This is a genomic window from Amycolatopsis bartoniae, assembly GCF_014191255.1.
Lineage (GTDB): Bacteria > Actinomycetota > Actinomycetes > Mycobacteriales > Pseudonocardiaceae > Amycolatopsis_E > Amycolatopsis_E bartoniae.
In genome coordinates this window covers 272046-290999 of the sequence record NZ_JACHWH010000004.1, presented here as the reverse complement: position 1 = coordinate 290999, position 18954 = coordinate 272046, and the positions used below count along the sequence as shown (strand labels likewise).

Sequence of the window (18954 nt, the reverse complement as noted above, 5' to 3'; positions counted from 1 at the left end):
CGGGCGGGAGCGTGCCCGCCCGGCCGGTTCCGTCAGGGCAGCAACACGATCTTGCCGCGGGTGTGGCGCTGTTCGAGCTCGGCGAAGGCGTCGGCGACCCGGTCGAGCGGATACGTCGCCGCGATGGGCAGTTCGACCTTGCCGGACGCGACGAGGTCCGCCATCTCGGTGAGCACCTCGGGCGTCGAGGCGGCCATGCTGCCTTCGGCTTTCGCGCCCACTTCGGCAGCCTTCTCGAAAGAGATGATCGTGTCGATCCGGTCGGCGGGGACACCCAGTGCGACGGCGAGCTCGACGTACTCGGGGCCGAACAGGTCGATGAACGCGTCGACGGGCCCGGCCTCCTTGAGCCGTTCGGCCAAGCCGTCGCCGTAGTGCACGGGCGTGACGTCGTGCTCGGTGAGCCAGGCGTCGTTCGCCGGGGACGCGATGCCGAGCACCCGGGCTCCGCGCAGCACGAGCAGCTGCACGACGAGCGTGCCGACGCCCCCCGCCGCGGCGGACACGGCGACAGTCTCGCCGGGCTTCGGGTCGATCGCGCGTACGGCCGCGTACGCGGTGGCGCCCACGACGTACAGCGAGCCGGCCTGCTCCCAGCTCAGCGCCGGCGGCTTCGGCACGAGCTGCGTGGCGGGCACGACCACGTGCGTCGCCTGGCTGGAGCGCTGCCACGAGTAGCCGAGGACCTCGTCGCCGACCTGGAACCCGGTGACACCTTCGCCGAGCGCGGCGACGACGCCCGCCAGGTCGCTGCCTTGGCCGGACGGCAGGGTTCCGGGGAAGCTCTCCCGCATGAGGCCCTTGCGGATCGCGGCCTCGCCGGGGTTGATGCCGGCGGCCCGGACGGCGACGAGGACTTCGCCGGGCGCCGGTTCGGGCACCGGCACCTCGGCGACGTAGAGCACGTCGCGGTCGCCGTAGCGGTCGAAACGCACGGCACGCGCGGATGTGGTCATGGGAAACTCCTCAGGTTCGGTTCCGCTCCGCGCTGGCGCGGAGGGTGGTGAGTTCCGCGGCGAACCGGTCCAGACCGGGCACGCGGAGGTGGCGTTCCAGCTCGCGGTCGAAGACGGGAAGGGCGGCTTCGAGCAGCTCCTGCCCCTCCGGCGTGAGCTCGACGAGCGAAGAGCGCCGGTCGTCCGGGTTCGGCCGCCGCGCGCAAAGGCCCCGTTTCTCCAGCCGGTCGACGGCCTGGCTCGTGCCGCCGACGGTGATGCCGAGGGCGGTGGCGATGTCGTACACGCGGCAGTTCGACGTGCGGGCGACGATGCGCATGACGTCGAGGCTGCCGAGCGGCAGGCCGACCTCGTCCCGCAGCCGGGCGTCGAGGGCGTTCCAGAGGAGCACCTCGAAGCGGATCAGGTCGTCGAACACGTCCCGCAGGTTCACGAGATTTAGTTTAGCACGTATCTAGTTAGTGCTAAGGCAGTTGGAGTGAGGTATGCCCGGACAACCGGAAGCACAACAAAAAAACCGGGGCCGGAGGTCGACTGACGACCTCCGGCCCCGGTTCACGCGTCGGTCAGCTGCAGCCCGACGTGGCGCCGCAGCCTTCGCAGGCGTAGCACGAGCCCGCGGGGCGCATCTTCGTGCCGCAGGTCATGCACAGCGGGGCGTCGTTCGCCTTGCCGAGGTGCAGGTCCATCAGCTCCGCGGTGCTGTGGGCGGCCTGCGTCTCGACGACCTCCTGCTGCTTCGACTCCACCGTGCTGCGCAGCTCCTCCAGGTCGACGCTGTCCGGCGCCGCCGCGCCGTAGTCCGACGCCTCGACCTGCGCGGTGCGCTCCTCCGCCGTGAAGATGCCCAGCTGCGCGCGCTTCTCGTACGGCAGGTAGTCCAGCGCCAGCCGGCGGAACAGGTAGTCCAGCACGCTCGTCGCGATGCGGATGTCCGGGTCGTCCGTCATGCCGGCCGGCTCGAAGCGCAGGTTCGAGAACTTCGAGACGTAGAACTCCAGCGGGATCCCGTACTGCAGACCCACCGAGATCGACATCGAGAACGCGTCCATCACGCCGGCCAGGGTCGAGCCCTGCTTGCCCAGCTTGACGAAGATCTCGCCGAGCCCGTCGTCCGGATACGAGCCCGCGTGCAGGTAGCCCTCGGCGCCACCGACGGTGAACGACAGCGTCTGGCTCGGGCGCTTCTTCGGCAGCCGCTTGCGGACCGGCTTGTACTCGACGACCTTCTCGGGCTCGGCAACCGCCTTCGCCTCGGACTTCTTCGCCGTCGACAGCGGCTGGCCGACCTTGCAGTTGTCGCGGTAGATCGCGAGCGCCTTCAGGCCCAGCTTCCAGCCCTCGAAGTAGATGTGCTCGACGTCCTCGACCGTCGCCGACTCCGGCATGTTGACGGTCTTCGAGATCGCGCCCGAGATGAACGGCTGCACCGCGGCCATCATCCGCACGTGGCCGATCGGGGCGATCGAACGCTCACCGACCGCGCAGTCGAACACCTCGTAGTGCTCCGGCCGCAGCCCCGGCGCGTCCACGACGTGCCCGTGCTGCGAGATGTACTCGACGATCGCCTCGATCTGCTCGTCCTGGTAGCCCAGTGCCTTGAGCGCGCGCGGCACGGTCTGGTTGACGATCTGCATCGACCCGCCGCCGACCAGCTTCTTGAACTTGACCAGCGAGAAGTCCGGCTCGATACCGGTGGTGTCGCAGTCCATCATGAAGCCGATGGTGCCGGTGGGGGCGAGCACGCTGGCCTGCGCGTTGCGCCAGCCGTTGCGCGCGCCGATCTCGATGCCGCGCTGCCACTCCCGGGTCGCCACGTCGCGGATCGCGACGTCGTTGGAGTGCATCGTGCGGATCGCGTCGTTGGCCGCGGCGTGCTTGCGCATGACGCGCTGGTGCGCCTCGGCGTTGCGGGTGTAGCCCTCGTACGCGCCGACGATGCCGGCCAGCTCGGCCGAACGGCGGTAGGAGGTGCCGGTCATCAGCGACGTGATCGCCGCCGCCAGCGCGCGGCCGCCGTCGGAGTCGTAGGCGTGCCCGGTGGCCATCAGCAGCGCGCCGAGGTTGGCGTAGCCGATGCCCAGCTGGCGGAACTTGCGGGTGGTGTCGCCGATCGCCTCGGTGGGGAAGTCCGCGAAGCAGATCGAGATGTCCATCGCGGTGATGACGAACTCGACGGCCTTGACGAACAGCTGCGCGTCGAACGAGCCGTCGTCCTTGAGGAACTTCAGCAGGTTCAGCGACGCGAGGTTGCAGCTGGAGTTGTCCAGGTGCATGTACTCGCTGCACGGGTTGGACGCGGTGATGCGGCCCGACTCGGGGCAGGTGTGCCAGTCGTTGATGGTGCTGTCGTACTGGATGCCCGGGTCGGCGCACTCCCACGCGGCCTGCGCCATCGAGCGGAACAGCTTCTTGGCGTCGACGCTCTCGATGACCTCGCCGGTCAGGCGCGCCCGCAGGCCGAACTCGCCGCCCGACTCGACGGCGCGCATGAACTCGTCGTTGACGCGCACCGAGTTGTTGGCGTTCTGGTACTGCACCGAGTGGATGTCGGCGCCGGAGAGGTCCATGTCGAACCCGGCGTCGCGCAGGACCTTGATCTTCTCTTCCTCGCGCGCCTTGGTGGCGATGAACTCCTCGATGTCGGGGTGGTCGACGTCGAGCACGACCATCTTCGCCGCGCGCCGGGTGGCACCGCCGGACTTGATGGTGCCCGCGGACGCGTCCGCGCCGCGCATGAAGGAGACCGGGCCGGAGGCCGTGCCGCCGGACGAGAGCAGCTCCTTGGAGGAACGAATGCGGGAGAGGTTCAGCCCCGCACCGGAACCGCCCTTGAAGATCAGGCCCTCTTCCTTGTACCAGTTGAGGATCGAGTCCATGTTGTCGTCGACCGCGAGGATGAAGCAGGCGCTGACCTGCTGCTTCGACGTGGTGCCGACGTTGAACCAGACCGGGGAGTTGAAGCTGAACACCTGGTGCAGCAGCATCCAGGTGAGCTCGTGCTCGAAGACCTCCGCGTCGGCGCCGGTGGCGAAGTAGCCGTGTTCGGTGCCCGCCCTGACGTACGTCTTCACGACCCGGTCGATGAGCTGCTTGAGGCTGTTCTCGCGCTGCGGGCTGCCGACCGCACCGCGGAAGTACTTGCTGGTGACGATGTTGGTGGCGTTGACCGACCAGAACTCGGGGAACTCGACGCCCCGCTGTTCGAAGTTGACCGAACCGTCACGCCAGTTGGTCATCACCACATCGCGCTGTTCCCACTTCACCTCGTCGTACGGGTGCACGCCCTCGGTGGTGAACACGCGCTCCACGGTGAGCCCGCGCTTGTCCCGCTTCGCGCCCTTACTGCCTGTCGTCACGGTCTCCGTCATGCCTCTGTCCCTCTCCCGCCGGCCGAGCCTCACTCGCCGTCCGCTCCCGATTCCCGCATGGCTGCACGAAGGTCCGCGATCTCCTTCTCGAAGTCCTCGACCGAGGAGAAGGAGCGGTAGACGCTGGCGAACCGGAGGTACGCGACCTCGTCGAGCTCGCGGAGCGGTCCGAGGATGGCAAGGCCGACCTCGTGACTGGGGATCTCCGCGACGCCGGCCGAGCGGATCGACTCCTCGACCCGCTGCGCGAGCTGCTGCAGCGCGTCGTCGTCGACCGGCCTGCCCTGGCACGCCCGCCGGACGCCCCGGACCACCTTGTCCCGGCTGAACTGCTCCGTGACACCGGAACGCTTGACGACGGCGAGCACCATCGTCTCCGAGGTGGTGAACCGGCGGCCGCACGCCGAGCACGACCTGCGGCGGCGGATGGCCTGCCCCTCGTCCACCTCACGGGAGTCGACGACCCGGGAGTCGGCATGCCGGCAGAACGGGCACCGCACGACCGATCACCTTCCCCTTCTCGTCGGTTCCCCCGGCATCCGCGCAGGCCGCCACGCAACGGCCTGGCCGCGTCGACCTGGTGATCGACTTGTGGATATCCGGTGGGTGAACGCTGTCCGGCTGTGGACAACTCGTTGTTCAGTCTACCCCAACTTGTGGACCAACTACATCCATGTAACTACTAGATATAGCGGTTGACCTTAGATCGCGCACGACGGGGGTGCAAGCGACCCGCCGGGGTGAGAGGGGGGTATCGTCGCCCGGCGGTCAGCGGGACGCGCCGAGCGGCGCGGCGTCGACGGGGACCGTGAGCGGCAGCCCCGGAACCACCGCGTCGCCGCCGAGGTTGTTGAGTTGCCTGATCCGGGCCACCACCGCGTTGGCGTCGGCGTCCGGGGCGTACTGGTGCGCGACGTCCCACAGCGACTGCCCCTCGCCCACCGTGACGGTGGCCGTACGGGTGGGTACCGGGGGCGTCAACTGCCCGGCAAAAACACCCAGACCGGTGACGAAGAGCCCCACGGCGACCGCCACGGCCACGAGCCACGGCCACCGGGGCGCGACCCGGCGCGGGGCACAGGCGGCACCCGCGGGGCGGCCACGGCCCGCGACGACCCGCGCCCGCGTCGGCGGACGGCGCGTCTCCCCCGCGGGACGCCGGACGCGGACAGGCACGGGCTGCCTGACGTGGCGCTCCTCGGACGTTCCGGCTGTGCGGTTTCCGTCCAGCAGTACCGCCATCGCGGCACCTCCTTCACGTTTGCCGACCGGCCCCGGCAGGCCACCGGTCGAACACTCGTTCTATCGAACCTCTGCGCGAATGTGTACCACCGGGGTCCGACAAAATCGAGAGGCACCCGGCGTGTCGCTCGAACAGTTGTTTGATGTTCCCGGTCCGGTGGACTACCGTGGGTGACCAGGACAAGGCGAAACGCGCCGGTCGCTCACGAGACTGCGGCCCGGCAGGTGGGAAGACGCAGCGCAGCTGGGAGGCAGCACCATGACAGACACCGACGAAACGGCCGAAATTCCCCGGCGCCCAGGGGGCCGGTTCGGCGACGTACACCCCCTTCCCGATCCCGAGGACGTGGAGGAGGGGCTCAGCCCGCGCCAGCAGCAGGTGCTGGAGGTGATCCGCGCGTGGGTCGACCGCTTCGGCTACCCGCCCAGCGTGCGGGAAATCGGCGAGGCGGTGGGGCTCACCTCGACGTCCTCGGTGTCGCACCAGCTGCGCACGCTGCAGCGCAAGGGCTATCTGCGCCGGGACGCCAACCGGCCGCGCGCGGTGGGGGTGCTGACGGCCGCGGCCGAGCACGCGGCGCGGATCGGGCGCGCGGAGAACGACATGCCGAAGCCGGCGTACGTGCCGGTGGTGGGCCGGATCGCCGCCGGTGGGCCGGTGCTGGCGGAGCAGGCGGTGGAGGACGTGTTCCCGCTGCCGAAGGACATCGTCGGCGAGGGCGAGGTGTTCCTGCTCAAGGTCACCGGTGATTCGATGATCGAGGCCGCCATCACCGACGGGGACTGGGTGGCGGTGCGCCAGCAGCCGACGGCCAACAACGGCGAGATCGTGGCCGCCATGATCGAGGGCGAGGCCACGGTGAAGACGTTCAAGCGCAAGGGCGGGCACGTCTGGCTGATGCCGCACAACGAGGCGTACGAGCCGATCAACGGCGACAACGCCACGATCCTCGGCAAGGTGGTGGCCGTCCTGCGGCGGTTGTGACCAGGGAACGGCGGCGGTGGGCGGGGGCCGCTGCCGCCGGGAACGTGGGTTGCGGACCGTACTGGTGTGGGGGTGGTGGATTTGGCATGCCCCAGCGGGGGTGAGGCGCGCCCTGGAGGCATCTGCGGGCGGACGGCTCGCGATGCTGTGAACCGCCCCAGTGGTAGCGGGCAAGGCAGGCGGTGGGGGCATCTGCGGGCGTTGGAGCTCGCGTGGCGGATCGTGGGGTCAGCAACCCGCACAGCAGCGACTCAGGCGCGTCCTGGGGTCAGCGCTCCGGAATCACCTGCGGGAAAACCGTCGCCGCAGCTTCGTGATCACGAACAGTCCCCCGCCCGCGAGGCATACCGCCAGCAGCAGTGCGGGCCCGGTGCCCATGCCCTTCCCCGCCGACTTCCCGGCCGCGGCCTCGCCGCCTGCGGCTGCCGGGGTGCCGTCTTCCGTCGCCGGGGTCACGAGGGCCGTGGCGCCTCGAACCGCCTTGATGGGCTGTCCGACGCCCTCGCCGCCCGACAGCAGCGTGCCGTCCGGCTCGAAGGCCAGCGCTTCGCCCTGCTTCTCGTTCGGCAGCGGCACCCGCACCGGCTCGCGCTTCAGCGCCGCCGCGATGTCGCCGTCCGGGGCCGAGTACAAGTAGGCATCCGTATACGTGCGCAGCGCCACCACCGTGCCGTCCGCGCTCGTCGCACCGCCCGTGACCAGCACCGAGCCGAACCCGGCGACCGGGCCGCCCGGGGTGTCCGTCGTGCGGAAGTCCAGCGTGCCGACCTTCTCCAGCGGCGTCGGGCCCGGGCTCTGCAGCTGCGCGGCAGGCCGGTAGATCCCCGAATCACCGAACGGCGTCTTCGTCACCAGATACGGCGTGCCCGCGCGGTCCAGCAGCAACGCCTCCCCGTCGTGCTGACCGTCGGGGTACGTGAGCCGGTACAGCGTCGCCTTGCCCTGGGGCGTCAGAGCCTCCAGGGCGACCGTCTCGCGCTTCTTGTCGTTGTCCCCGGTGTCGGACAGCCACAGCGTGCCGTCGGACGCCCGCGCCAGGTCCTCCACGTCGTACGGATCCAGGGAGTTGGTGATCACCCGCTGCACCGCGCAGTCGCGGCCCAGCACGAACACCTGGAGCTTCGTGCCGCCGTCGTTGATCGCGTACCACCGCTGCCCGTCGCTGACCAGCCCGGACAGCTCCGTGATCCGCTTGTCCGACACCGTACACACCGTGGTCGGCGCCTCGGCCGCCACGGCCGGAGCCGCGGACAGCGCGAGGACGAACGAGACCACGGCCAGCAGCGCACCCCAACGCGACGTCACACCGCCGACGTTACCGAGCGTCAGGCCAGGGAGCCGTTCACGACATACGTCTCCAGCGCGGACGCCAGGTCCGGCCGGACCCGGGCGCACAGCCGCGTGCCCTCCGGCAGGTGCTCCTCGGCGAGGACCTCACCGTCGGCGTGCACGCGCGACACCAGCTCACCGCGGGTGTACGGCACGACCGCCTCGACGGTGACCTCCGGCCGCGGCAGCCGCTCGGCGATGGCCTCGACCAGCGCGGATACACCCTGCCCGGTGCGCGCGGACACGACCACGGCATGGGGCAGCGAGTGGCGCAGCCGGACCAGGGACAGCTCGTCGGCCGCGTCCGCCTTGTTGATCACGATCAGCTCGGGCGGCAGCGGGCCCTTGCGCCGCTGGTTGATCTCCGCCAGCACCTCGTGCACGGCGTCGACCTGCTCCTCCGGCGACGCGTCGGAGCCGTCCACCACGTGCAGCAGCAGGTCGGCGTCGGCCGCCTCGTCGAGCGTCGAGCGGAACGCGTCGACCAGCTGGTGCGGCAGGTGCCGCACGAACCCGACGGTGTCGGTCAGCGTGTACGTGCGCCCGTCCGGCGTCGCGCTGCGGCGCGTGGTCGGGTCCAGGGTGGCGAACAACGCGTTCTCGACGAGCACGCCCGCGCCGGTGATGGCGTTGAGCAGGCTCGACTTGCCCGCGTTGGTGTAGCCGACGATCGCGACGCTGGGCACCTCGTTGGCGACGCGGCGCCCGCGCTTGGTCTCGCGGATCGCGTCCATCGAGGCGATCTCCCGGCGCAGTTTCGACACGCGCTTGTTGATCCGCCGACGGTCGGTCTCGAGCTTCGTCTCACCGGGACCACGCAGGCCCACGCCGCCGTTCGCGCCACCGGCACGGCCACCGGCCTGCCGGGACAGCGACTCACCCCACCCGCGCAGCCGCGGGATCAGGTACTGCAGCTGGGCCAGCTCGACCTGCGCCTTGCCCTCCTTGGAGCGGGCGTGCTGGGCGAAGATGTCGAGGATCAGCGCCGTCCGGTCGATCACCTTGACCTTGAGCCGCTGCTCCAGGTTGCGCAGCTGGCCGGGCGACAGTTCCCCGTCGCAGATCACGGTGTCGGCGCCGGTGGCGACCACGATGTCGAACAGCTCCCGCACCTTGCCGGAGCCGATGTAGGTGGCCGGATCCGGCTTGTCGCGGCGCTGCACGAGACCCTCCAGCACCTCCGAGCCCGCCGTCTCGGCGAGCCGGGCCAGCTCGGCCAGTGACGCCTCGGACTGGCTCGCGGTGCCTTCGGTCCACACGCCGACCAGCACGACCCGTTCCAGCCGCAGTTGCCGGTACTCGACCTCGGTGATGTCCGCCAGCTCGGTGGAGAGCCCGGCCACGCGCCGCAGTGAGGCGCGCTCCTCGAGCTCCAGCTCGCCGATCGACGGGTCTTCGCGGAAGTCTGTGTGTGTCAGTTCTGTCATCGTCCTTCCATGGTCCCACGCTTCGCGGGATAAACCGAGCGCATTACCGGCTCGGGCAGGTCGCGACGTGGTCTGCGGCGGCGGAAAGGCCGAGGTCGGCGCCGCCATACTGATCAACGGGAGGACGCACGGACGTATTCCGGAGGCGAGCGTGTTTCGCGCCGGAAGGCGCGCGCGGCGCGCTTGCGCCTGGGTCCGGGTGGACCGGATGCGGCGTGCGGAGGCTGCGGGACGTGCCCGCGAACGCCTACGCCTGAGCGGCCCACCAGCCGTCGAACAGCTCGCCGCGGGCGACGAACTCCACCGGGCCGGTCAGGGTGGACTCGCCGCGTTCCAGCGACACCGTCACCCTGCCACCGGGGACGTCCACAGTGGACTCTCCGGTGTCCGTTCCCGTCAGGTGCAGCGCGGCGGCCACCGCGGCGACCGTGCCCGTGCCGCAGGAGCGGGTCTCGCCCACTCCGCGCTCGTACACGCGCATCCGCAGGGCGCCGTCGCCGATCGGGTTCACGAACTCCAGGTTCACGCCCTCGGGGAAGAAGTCCTCGTCGTACCGCGGCTGGTCGCGCAGGTCCAGCTCCATCACGTCGTCGTCCACAATGGACACCAGGTGCGGGTTGCCCACGTTCACCGCGACACCGGAGAAGTTGCGCTTACCGACGATCGCGACCGACGCGCCCGTGATCGAGGCCGGGCCCATGTGCACCGTCACCTCACCACCGGGCCGCACCACCACCGGCTTGTCACCGGCACGGCTGCCCACCACGAACTCCGGCCCGGCGGCCAGCCCCGCGTCGGTGAGGTACCGCGCGAACACGCGCATCCCGTTGCCGCACATCTCCGCGACCGAGCCGTCCGCATTGCGGTAGTCCATGAACCACTCGCCCTCGGACGGCAGCCCCAGCGCACTGGACCGGACCACTCGCAGCACGCCGTCGGCGCCGAGCCCCCGCTGCCGGTCGCACAGCGCGGCCACCCGGGCCGGCGTCAGGTCCAGCCGGCCGTCGGGGTCGGGCAGCAGCACGAAGTCGTTCTGTGTGCCATGCCCTTTGAGAAACTCGATCGCCACACGATCAGACTACTGGGCGACCACGGACAGCACCCGCGCGGCCACGTCGTGATCGTTTCCGTCGAACCAGGAGATCCTGGCGTCCCGGCGGAACCAGGATCGTTGCCTGCGAACGAATCGGCGCGTCGCCTGTTTCGTCGCCGCCGCGGCCGCGGCGAAGTCCCCGGCGCCGTCGAGCTCCGCGAGCACCTGCTGGTACCCCAGCGCACGCGACGCCGTCTTCCCCTCGCGCAACCCCCGTGCGGCCAGCGCGCGCACCTCGTCCACGAGCCCTTCGGTGAACATCCGGTCCACGCGCTGCTCGACGCGTTCGTCGAGTTCCGCGGCTTCACGATCGATTCCGATCAGCACCGTGCCGTACCGCGCCGGACCGGGCTTGGGCAGGTTCGCGGAGAACGGCTCGCCGGTGATCTCGATGACCTCCAGCGCCCGCACGATCCGGCGGGTGTTGGACGGCAGGATCGCCCGCGCCGCGGCGGGATCGAGCGCGCCGAGCCGCTCGTGCAGCGCGGCCGGGCCCGCTTGCGCGGCTTCGGCTTCCAGGCGCGTGCGCACGGCCGGGTCGGTGCCGGGGAAGCGCAGGTCGTCGAGCACGGCCTGGACATACAGGCCGGAGCCGCCGACCAGCACGGGCACCTTGCCCTCGCCGAGCAGCCGCTCGATGAGCGCCCTGGCGTCGCGCTGGTACGCGGCGACGGACGCCGTCTCCGTCACGTCGAGCACGTCCAGCAGGTGGTGCGGAACGCCGCGGCGTTCCGCGGGCGACACCTTGGCGGTACCGATGTCCATGCCGCGGTACAGCTGCATCGCGTCGGCGTTGACCACCTCGCCGCCGAGGCGCTCGGCGAGGTCGATGGCGAGGTCGGACTTGCCGGTGGCGGTGGGCCCGACGACGGCGACCGGCTTCACCCACGCTCCCAGACGGCCACGTGGTAGGCGACGCCGAAGGGCGCGGCGGAGTACAGCAGCTCGGCGCGCCACTCGCCCGGCACCCCGGCCAGGACCTGCCACGGCACGCGACCACCGGCGCCGAGCTCGTCGGCCAGCCCCGGGTCGACCTTCAGCAGCGCCCGGGTGTCCGCCTTCGCCAGCGCCGCCGCGACGGCCTCGTCGAACGCGGGCGCCCGCTCGTCCTCGCTGCCCGGTGACCGGGGCCCGTGCCGGTTCGAGCCGTCACCGAGGATCAGCAGGTCACCGGTCAGTTCGCTGCCCTTCCGGGCACAGTCCTCCGGTGGGGTCGCGCGGTCCACGAGCCGCACCTCGACCGCTTCCGCACCGGCCCGTTCCCGCAGCCAGCCCGCGATCAGCGCGGGCAGCGGCAGCGCGCGCGCCACCCCGTCCGCGGACAGCGACACGCGCTCGTCGACGCCGTAACCGAGGAAGCTGCCCGCCGCGTCCGGGCCGATGACCTGGTCTTTCCCGGCCGCGCCGACCGCGGTCCACCGGGGGCCGAGGCGGCCGACAGCGGCTAGGCAGGCTTCGCGCAGGGCAGCCAGTTCGGGCTCCGGCCCCGGGGAGAGGCGCGGCACCAGCAACGGGGGTTGCGGCACCACGACGGCACGCGTGATCACACTGGCCGAGGTTACCGGGCGGCCCGATCACACCCCTCCCACAGCCAGCCACAGTAGAATCACCCGCTCGACTTCCGCACCGAGTACCACAAGCCGTGCTGAACTGCTTGAATGCGGCGTGGGGGTCGAAGCGCTCCCCCGCACGACCCGGCCCCACCCCGGTGGGGCGCCCGCCGGAACCGGCGGGCCCGACAGGCGATAAGGAGCCTGCGATGGCCGACGAGATCACCCCCGGCGCCCCCGCGCCGCACAAGCTGCCGCTTCCGCACCCGCCGGCGGGCCAGGACCGCCCGGTCCCGCCGGCCGAGCCGAACCCGTCCCGCTGGGGCCGGGTGGACGACGAGGGCAACGTCTACGTGCGGACCGCGGACGGCGAACGCACGGTCGGCGTCTGGCAGGCGGGCACCCCCGACGAGGGGCTGGTGCACTACGCGCGGCGGTTCGACGACCTGCGCACCGAGGTGGAGCTGCTGGCGACGCGGCTGAACTCGGGCGCGGGCGACCCGAAGCACGCGCTGTCGAGCGCGGTGCAGCTCCGGGACGGGCTGGCCGAAGCGGCGGTGGTCGGCGACCTGGCGGCGCTGGGCGCGCGGCTGGACCGGATCGTCGAGAAGGCCGAGGCGGCGCTGGCGAGCGCGAAGCAGGAGCGCGAGGAGGCCCGGTCGGCGGCGATCGGGCGCAAGCAGGCGCTGGCCGAGGAGGCCGAGCAGATCGCGGCGGAGTCCACCCAGTGGAAGGTGGCGGGTGACCGGCTGCGCGCCATCCTCGACGAGTGGAAGACGATCAAGGGCGTCGACCGCAAGACCGACGACGAGCTGTGGAAGCGCTTTTCCAAGGCGCGGGAGGCGTTCAACCGGCGGCGCGGGTCGCACTTCGCGGAGCTGGACAAGCAGCGGGCGGCCGCGAAGACCCGCAAGGAGGAGCTGATCGCCGAGGCCGAGGCGCTGGTGGACTCCGAGGACTGGGGGCCGACGGCCGGCCGGTACAAGGAGCTCATGGCCGAGTGGAAGGCCGCGGGCCGGGCGCCGAAGGAGACCGACGACGCGCTGTGGCAGCGGTTCCGGGCGGCGCAGGACCAGTTCTTCGCGCGGCGGTCGGCGGTGTTCTCGGAGCGGGACGCCGAGTTCGCCGGGAACGCCGCGAAGAAGGAGGAGCTGCTCGCCGAGGCGGAGAAGATCGACCCGGCGTCGAACCTGGACGCGGCGAAGGCGCACCTGCGACGGATCCAGGAGCAGTGGGACGAGATCGGGAAGGTGCCGAGGGAGCGGATCCGGGAGCTGGACGGCCGGCTCAAGGCGGTGCAGGACCGGATCCGCGAGGCGGAGGACAGCCGCTGGCGCCGGACCGACCCGGAGGCGCAGGCGCGCGTCGAGCAGTTCCGCGAGCGGGTGCACCAGTTCGAGACGCAGGCCGCGAAGGCCCGCGCCGCGGGCGACGAGCGCCGCGCGAAGCAGGCCGAGGAGCAGGCGGCGCAGTGGCGGGAGTGGATGGCCGCCGCGGAGCGCGCCGTCGCGGATCGCTGAGGTTTCGGTGCCGGGGTGGGGACCGCCTGCCCCGCCTGAGCGGTGAATCCGGGGCCGCGGTGCCGTGACCGTTTTCGTGCGGCACGGTGGCACCGGAAGGCTGGCAGAGCTGGCTGCGGCGAGCGGCTGGCTGCGGCGAGCGGCGATGGCTTGAAGCCGAGGAGCCACGCCCGGTACCGCCCCGGCTGAGTCCCGCAGCGGGTGGTGATCGCCCCCGGTACGGGCGACTGCGCACTCGACCGAGCACCTGCCGCGCGCGCCACCCGCCGCGGGGTTTCACCGCCGGGGCCTCGCCGCAGGCGCGCCCACCGCGGGCGTCTCGCCGCCAACCGCTTCCCACTTGCCAAGCACGCGCCTGCCGGGCGCACACACTCGCTAAGCGCCCCCCGCCGCGCGCCACCGGCCAGCAGGTGCCATCGGCAAGCGCGCCACCGCGAGCGCCCATCACCGAGCACGCCCCACCCGCCAAGCGGCCCGTCACCGACCGCCCCACCCCCGCCGGTCAGGCCGGGTACGGCTCCGCCGTTCGGGCTTGCCGTAACGCCCTCGCCCACCACAGCAGTTGCCGCAGCAGTCGGTGCAGCGCCGCGGTCTCCGGGGTGCCCGGGTAGTCCACCTCGGGGTCCGCCGCGGGGCCCCACGGGTTGTGCAGGCTCACCGTCTCCCGCACCGTCACCGTGTGCAGCTCCGCGAAGACCGGGCGCAGCGCCTCCACCGCCCGCAGGCCACCCGCCATGCCGCCGTACGACACGAAACCCACCGGTTTCGCGTGCCACTCGTCCCGCACCGCGTCGAGCGCGGTCTTCAACGGGCCCGGGTAGCTGTGGTTGTACTCGGGCGTCACGACGACCACCGCGTCCGCGCGGCCGATGCGCCCGGCGAACGCCGCGACGTCGGGATGCGCATCCATCGTCCGCGGGATCGTCAACCCCGCCAGGTCCACCAGCTCGACGTCGACGTCCGCGTCGAGCAGGGTCTTGTGCACCCACTCGCCGACCCGTTCCCCGAACCGTCCATTGCGGACACTGCCCAGAACGACGGCGACACGAAGAGGTTCCATCAGAGTTTCCTTCCGTTTTCGGCACGCGTGAGCCACGAAGCGGCCAGGACGGCACAACCAGCGAGCACGGCGAGCAACCCGAACGCGGCGCGGAACCCGCCCTGGGCGAGCACGATCACCGTCAGCGCGCTCCCGGCCGCTCCCCCGACCCGCAGGACGATGTTCGCCAGCGCGGTGGCGTCACCCAGTTCGCTCGCCCGCACCGACGCGTACGCCGCGGTCGTCGCCGGCATCAGCGACAACCCCAGCCCTATCCCGTGCACGACCAGCAGCACCTGCACGGCGATCATCGGCGTGCCCGGCCCGAGCCACGGCCACGGCACCGTGCTCACCAGCACCAGCAGGGCACCGGCCAGCGCGACCGGCCCACCGCCGAGCCGGTCGACCAGGCGTCCGGCGAGCGCGACGGTCACCGTCGTGCCGACCCCCATCGGCACGAGCAGCAACCCCGTCTCCGCCGCACCGGCGCCGAGCTGGAGCTGGAACCACAGCGGCACCAGCAGCACCGCGCCGTACATGCCCGCGGCGGCCGTCACCAAGGTCGACGACGCCGCGGCCGGCACCGGCCGGGCCAGCAGACGCAGCCGCAGCACCGGCCGAGGCGTGTGCAGCGTGCGCCATGCGAACACAGCGAGCGCCCCGACCCCGATCAGCGCGAGCACGCCGTCCAGTAAGTGAGACGTCTGCGGTATACCGATTCCCGTCAGTGCGTAGACGGTCAACGGTAAACCGAGCGACACCAGCAGCAGACCAGACCAGTCGATCGGTGGTGGTGCCTGCCGTTCGCCTCGCGGCACGAACCGCACCGCCAGGACCAGCGCGAGGACGCCGACCGGCAGGTTCAACCAGAACATCGACGGCCAGCCGAACCGGGCCAGCAGGAACCCGCCGACGCTCGGGCCCGCGATGGGCGCGAGCCCGACCACCAGGCCGAGCACGCCCATCATCCGGCCGAGCCGCTCGGGTCCGACCGCCAGTCCGATCACGGTCTGCCCCGCCGCGACCAGGATGCCCGCGGTCATCCCCTGCGCGGCCCGGACCGCGATCAGCACCTCCGCCGTCGGCGACAGCGCACACGCCACCGAGGTCAGCAGGAACCCGGAAAGCGCAGACAGCCACAGCCTGCCCGCGCCCAGCCGTCGCGTGAGCCACGGGGTCAGCGGCAGCACGGCCGACAGGCCGAGCAGGTACGCGGTGGCGACCCACTGGATCCGCACCAGCTCGGCGCCGAACGCGGCCCGCAGGGATTCCAGTCCCACCGCGACGATCGAGCTGTCCATGTTCGCCAGGAAAGCGCCCAGCGCCACCACGATCGCCGCACACCAGACCGGACGACTTATCCGTTTCACTGGTCGGTCGCGGACCTCGCTCATGCGGGCTACGCTAAAAGCTCAACTAATGTTGAAGTCAAGGAGGCGGAATGACCACTGTGACGGAGGAAACGCTGAGCGTCAGCGAGGTCGCGCGAGATTCCGGCGTGGCCCCGTCGGCCGTCCGCTTCTACGAGAAGCACGGCCTGATCACCGGTCAGCGGACCGCGGGCAACCAACGCCGCTTCCACCGCGTCGAGCCGTGTCTGGTCAAGATCGTGCGCGTGGCGCAGCGGGTCGGCCTGACCGTCGCGGAGATCCGCGACCTCATGGCCGACCTGCCACAGGACCGTTCCGAAATGACGCTCGACGCCTTCTACCACCTCCGCGCCCGGCTGGAGGACGAGGCACGCCGGCGCCTCCTCGCCCTCACCGAGACGTTGGACGAGCTGACCTCCGAGCGGAAGCTGTGTGAGATCCCGCCGAAGTGATCACGTCGGCGGGTACCGGGTCGACGTCGGGAAGTGGCCGTAGACGGGGCCTTCACCTTCGGTGACCGCGTGCACCAGCAGTTCCCCGCCCACGAAGGCGCCCCGCCAGGACGCGCCGCGGCCGCCGAAGTACTCCGCCCGGTCGCCGCGGGAGCGCGGGCGGTTGACGCCGACCTTGAACGCCTGCAGGTACGCCGCCAGCCGCCGGGCCGTCGTCTCGTCGTCGCACGCGAGGGAGGCCACCAGGGAACCGTTGCTGGCGTTCATCGCCGCCAGTAGTTCCGCCTCGGTGTCCACCAGCACCACCGTGTCCACCGGCCCGAACGGCTCCGCGTGGTGCAGCGGCGAGGACGGTGGCGGGTTCAGCAGCGACACCGGCGCCAGGTACGCCGCGGTGTCCTGCCCCGGCAGGAACCGGGACTCCTCCAAGGAACCGCGGAACAGCGGAACGGCCCCGCGTCCGATGGCGTCGTCGACGGTGTCCCGCAGCTCCTTCACCTTGACATCGTTGATCAACGGCCCGAAGTCCAGCTCCGGCAACGGATCCGCCGGATCAGCGACCGCCAGCGGGTGCCCGAACGTCAGTTCGCGCACCGCGGGCAGGTACGCCGCGAGGAAGTCGTCGAACAGCGACCGCTGCACGACGTAGCGAGGATAGGCTGTGCAGCGCTGCTTGCCGTACTCGAACGACGCCCGCACGTGCCGGGCGAGCAGTGGCCAGTCGCTGAACTCCCAGACGCCCCAGCAGTTCAGGCCCTCCTGCTCCAGAATGTGCTGCTTGCCGGAGTCGACCAGCCGCGCCGCGACCTCACCGCCACTGCTGCGTCCGCCCACAAAGGACAGACAGCCGATCATCGGTGAGGTCACGAGCGCCTCGGACAGCTCGGCGCCGCTGCCGCTGACCAACGTGACCGGTAACCCGTGCCGTGCGACCAGTGCGGTGGCCAGCGTAAGACAGTTCACCCCGCCGTCGGTCGGCGCTTTCGCGATCGCCGCGTTGCCCGCGAGCGCCTGGACCAGCACCGCGTGCATCAGCACGCTCATCGGGTAGTTCCAGCTCGCGATGTTGCTCACCGGACCGGGCAACGGCCTTCGGTCGATGAGCATGTCATCGATTTCCTCGGCGTACCAGCGGACTCCGTCGAGACAACGGTCCACATCGGCCTTCGCTGACCGCCAAGTCTTGCCGATCTCCCACACCAGCAGCAAAGCGAGCAGGTCGCGGTGCTCGGCGAGCTCGTCGAGCGCGGCGAGCACGCGACGTTTGCGTTCCGCGAGCGACGCGGCGCACCACGTCCGGTGCTCGTTCAGGCTCGCCCGGACCGCCCGCTTGGCGTCGGCGAGCCCGAGCCTGGGCGGTCCGATGAGGACGGTTCCGTCGAGTGGTGAGGTCGTCTCGGTCGGCACTCCCTCCTGGCGCCAGCGACCACCCCAGAAGTTGAGCAGCCGGTCGGACTCGAACGCCTCGGGGGCGACCGACCGGCAGCGGGCGAAAACGCTTTCCCATTCGGTACCGGGCTTGACGATCATGTCGCCTCCTTCGTGACCTGCTCGTTGAGCAGTCCCGCCAACGCGTGGACGACGCGCAGGGTCGGCACCGGCGCGCCGGTGAGGTCCGCCAGCTCCACCACCGCGGCGAGGAGGGCGTCGAGCTCAAGGGGTTTGCCCTTTTCCAGGTCCTGCAACGTGGACGTCTTGTGCTCACCGGTCCGCTCGGCGCCGGCGAGCCTGCGTTCGATGGACACCTCAGGGTGCACGCCGAGCCGCGCCGCGACGTCCAGCGTCTCCCGCATCATCCGCACCACGACCGACCGCGTGTCGGCGTGCTTGCACATCCCCAGCATCGTCGCGCGGGTGAGCGCGCTCAACGGGTTGAACGCTACGTTGCCCATGAGCTTGATCCAGACGTCGCGTCGCAGGTCGGGTTCGACCGGGCACTTGAGCCCGCCGGCGACCATGGCGTCGGCGAACTCGCGGCAGCGCGGGGAGATCGAGCCGTCCGGCTCGCCGATCGACAGGCGCGTGCCTTCGAGGTGGCGGACCACGCCGGGCGACGAGATCTCCGTGGCGGCGTAGACGACACAACCGATCGCGCGGCGCGTCGGCAGGACGGCGCTCACGGCACCACCGGGGTCCACGGCTTCGATCCGGCGGCCCTCGAACGGCCCCGGCAGACCGTGGAAGTACCACCACGGAATGCCGTTCTGCGCCGCGATGACGGAGGTGTGCTCGGCCAGCAGCGGCGTGACGAGGGGACCGCAGGTGGCGTAGGAGTTCGCCTTCAAGCCGAGGAAAACGTGGTCGACGGGACCGATTTCCGCCGGGTCGGCGGTCGCGTGCGGGTGGGCGGTGAAGTCGCCCCGGTCGGACAGGACTCGCACGCCGTGCGCGCGAAGGGCTTCGAGGTGAGGACCGCGGGCGACGAGGTGGACCTCGGCTCCCGCGCGGTGGAGGGCTGCGCCCACGTACGCGCCGATGGCTCCGGCACCGAGAACAGCGACTTTCACGGTGTCTCTCCGATCTTGCGTGCGACATTGTATGCAGTATACGGTATGGAGGCAGTTGGTCAACGGGTGACGCAGCTCTGGACAACCGGGCCATCCAGGGCCCAGGATTGACT

The 18954-nt window shown here is 71.1% G+C and carries 17 protein-coding genes; 3 read left to right on the top strand and 14 right to left on the bottom strand.

Going from position 1 to position 18954, the window contains the following annotated elements; all coding sequences use genetic code 11:
- Positions 1–32: 32 nt before the first annotated feature.
- The 5 genes from FHX82_RS22710 to FHX82_RS22690 form a co-directional block, all read right to left on the bottom strand.
- Complete coding sequence (locus tag FHX82_RS22710; RefSeq protein ID WP_145939001.1) at positions 33–956, bottom strand: NADP-dependent oxidoreductase; 924 nt, start codon at positions 954–956, stop codon at positions 33–35.
- 10 nt (positions 957–966) lie between these two features.
- On the bottom strand, positions 967–1389 hold the full coding sequence (locus tag FHX82_RS22705; RefSeq protein ID WP_229881418.1) for a MarR family winged helix-turn-helix transcriptional regulator: 423 nt from the start codon (positions 1387–1389) through the stop codon (positions 967–969).
- 133 nt (positions 1390–1522) lie between these two features.
- The gene (locus tag FHX82_RS22700; RefSeq protein ID WP_145939000.1) at positions 1523–4327 is read right to left on the bottom strand and encodes a vitamin B12-dependent ribonucleotide reductase; all 2805 of its coding nucleotides are present in this window, start codon (positions 4325–4327) and stop codon (positions 1523–1525) included.
- A 29-nt stretch (positions 4328–4356) separates the two neighbouring features.
- Positions 4357–4827, bottom strand: coding sequence for a transcriptional regulator NrdR (gene nrdR / locus FHX82_RS22695; RefSeq protein WP_145938999.1), 471 nt, complete (start codon positions 4825–4827; stop codon positions 4357–4359).
- Between the two features lie 268 nt (positions 4828–5095).
- A complete protein-coding gene (locus tag FHX82_RS22690) occupies positions 5096–5569 on the bottom strand; it encodes a LysM peptidoglycan-binding domain-containing protein (RefSeq protein WP_183176771.1) in 474 nt (157 codons plus the stop codon).
- 259 nt (positions 5570–5828) lie between these two features.
- On the opposite strand from FHX82_RS22690, the gene lexA reads away from it, so the two are divergent.
- Positions 5829–6554, top strand: coding sequence for a transcriptional repressor LexA (gene lexA, locus FHX82_RS22685; protein WP_145938998.1), 726 nt, complete (start codon positions 5829–5831; stop codon positions 6552–6554).
- Between the two features lie 282 nt (positions 6555–6836).
- Here the strand turns inward: lexA and FHX82_RS22680 are convergent, their stop codons facing one another.
- The 5 genes from FHX82_RS22680 to FHX82_RS22660 all read right to left on the bottom strand — a co-directional run bounded on the left by FHX82_RS22680 (position 6837) and on the right by FHX82_RS22660 (position 11950).
- Positions 6837–7859, bottom strand: coding sequence for an SdiA-regulated/phytase-like domain-containing protein (locus tag FHX82_RS22680; protein WP_229881416.1), 1023 nt, complete (start codon positions 7857–7859; stop codon positions 6837–6839).
- Between the two features lie 20 nt (positions 7860–7879).
- Positions 7880–9310 carry a GTPase HflX gene (gene hflX, locus FHX82_RS22675; protein WP_145938997.1) on the bottom strand — a complete coding sequence of 477 codons (1431 nt, stop codon included), beginning with the start codon at positions 9308–9310 and terminating at the stop codon, positions 7880–7882.
- Between the two features lie 247 nt (positions 9311–9557).
- Positions 9558–10379 (bottom strand): diaminopimelate epimerase, encoded by an 822-nt coding sequence (dapF, locus tag FHX82_RS22670; RefSeq protein ID WP_145938996.1) that lies wholly within the window; start codon positions 10377–10379, stop codon positions 9558–9560.
- A 9-nt stretch (positions 10380–10388) separates the two neighbouring features.
- Positions 10389–11288 (bottom strand): tRNA (adenosine(37)-N6)-dimethylallyltransferase MiaA, encoded by a 900-nt coding sequence (miaA, locus tag FHX82_RS22665; RefSeq protein ID WP_145938995.1) that lies wholly within the window; start codon positions 11286–11288, stop codon positions 10389–10391.
- Positions 11285–11950 carry a class III extradiol ring-cleavage dioxygenase family protein gene (locus FHX82_RS22660; RefSeq protein ID WP_145938994.1) on the bottom strand — a complete coding sequence of 222 codons (666 nt, stop codon included), beginning with the start codon at positions 11948–11950 and terminating at the stop codon, positions 11285–11287. Before FHX82_RS22660 ends, miaA begins: the two co-directional genes overlap by 4 nt.
- Positions 11951–12162: 212 nt before the next feature.
- On the opposite strand from FHX82_RS22660, the gene FHX82_RS22655 reads away from it, so the two are divergent.
- Positions 12163–13473, top strand: a complete 1311-nt coding sequence (locus tag FHX82_RS22655) for a DUF349 domain-containing protein (RefSeq protein ID WP_145938993.1) — start codon at positions 12163–12165, stop codon at positions 13471–13473.
- A gap of 502 nt (positions 13474–13975) precedes the next feature.
- Here the strand turns inward: FHX82_RS22655 and FHX82_RS22650 are convergent.
- Together FHX82_RS22650 and FHX82_RS22645 are read right to left on the bottom strand one after the other, a co-directional pair.
- Positions 13976–14533 carry an NADPH-dependent FMN reductase gene (locus FHX82_RS22650; protein WP_145939236.1) on the bottom strand — a complete coding sequence of 186 codons (558 nt, stop codon included), beginning with the start codon at positions 14531–14533 and terminating at the stop codon, positions 13976–13978.
- Entirely contained in the window at positions 14533–15906 is a 1374-nt protein-coding gene (locus FHX82_RS22645) for a DHA2 family efflux MFS transporter permease subunit (protein WP_145939235.1), read from the bottom strand. Before FHX82_RS22645 ends, FHX82_RS22650 begins: the two co-directional genes overlap by 1 nt.
- A 47-nt stretch (positions 15907–15953) precedes the next feature.
- Here FHX82_RS22645 and FHX82_RS22640 point away from each other — a divergent pair, with 47 nt between their 5' ends.
- Complete coding sequence (locus FHX82_RS22640; protein WP_145939234.1) at positions 15954–16334, top strand: MerR family DNA-binding transcriptional regulator; 381 nt, start codon at positions 15954–15956, stop codon at positions 16332–16334.
- Here FHX82_RS22640 and FHX82_RS22635 read toward each other — a convergent pair whose 3' ends face one another.
- Both FHX82_RS22635 and FHX82_RS22630 read right to left on the bottom strand, forming a co-directional pair.
- A complete protein-coding gene (locus FHX82_RS22635) occupies positions 16335–17864 on the bottom strand; it encodes an aldehyde dehydrogenase family protein (protein WP_145939233.1) in 1530 nt (509 codons plus the stop codon).
- The gene (locus FHX82_RS22630; RefSeq protein WP_145939232.1) at positions 17861–18841 is read right to left on the bottom strand and encodes a 2-dehydropantoate 2-reductase; all 981 of its coding nucleotides are present in this window, start codon (positions 18839–18841) and stop codon (positions 17861–17863) included. Before FHX82_RS22630 ends, FHX82_RS22635 begins: the two co-directional genes overlap by 4 nt.
- Between the last annotated feature and the right edge of the window lie 113 nt (positions 18842–18954).

Coding starts and splice junctions, on each gene's coding strand:
- FHX82_RS22710 (WP_145939001.1), bottom strand. CDS start 956: ATGACCACATCCGCGCGTGCCGTGCGTTTCGACCGCTACGGCGACCGC.
- FHX82_RS22700 (WP_145939000.1), bottom strand. CDS start 4,327: ATGACGGAGACCGTGACGACAGGCAGTAAGGGCGCGAAGCGGGACAAG.
- FHX82_RS22690 (WP_183176771.1), bottom strand. CDS start 5,569: ATGGCGGTACTGCTGGACGGAAACCGCACAGCCGGAACGTCCGAGGAG.
- lexA (WP_145938998.1), top strand. CDS start 5,829: ATGACAGACACCGACGAAACGGCCGAAATTCCCCGGCGCCCAGGGGGC.
- hflX (WP_145938997.1), bottom strand. CDS start 9,310: ATGACAGAACTGACACACACAGACTTCCGCGAAGACCCGTCGATCGGC.
- FHX82_RS22655 (WP_145938993.1), top strand. CDS start 12,163: ATGGCCGACGAGATCACCCCCGGCGCCCCCGCGCCGCACAAGCTGCCG.
- FHX82_RS22650 (WP_145939236.1), bottom strand. CDS start 14,533: ATGGAACCTCTTCGTGTCGCCGTCGTTCTGGGCAGTGTCCGCAATGGA.
- FHX82_RS22645 (WP_145939235.1), bottom strand. CDS start 15,906: ATGAGCGAGGTCCGCGACCGACCAGTGAAACGGATAAGTCGTCCGGTC.
- FHX82_RS22640 (WP_145939234.1), top strand. CDS start 15,954: ATGACCACTGTGACGGAGGAAACGCTGAGCGTCAGCGAGGTCGCGCGA.
- FHX82_RS22635 (WP_145939233.1), bottom strand. CDS start 17,864: ATGATCGTCAAGCCCGGTACCGAATGGGAAAGCGTTTTCGCCCGCTGC.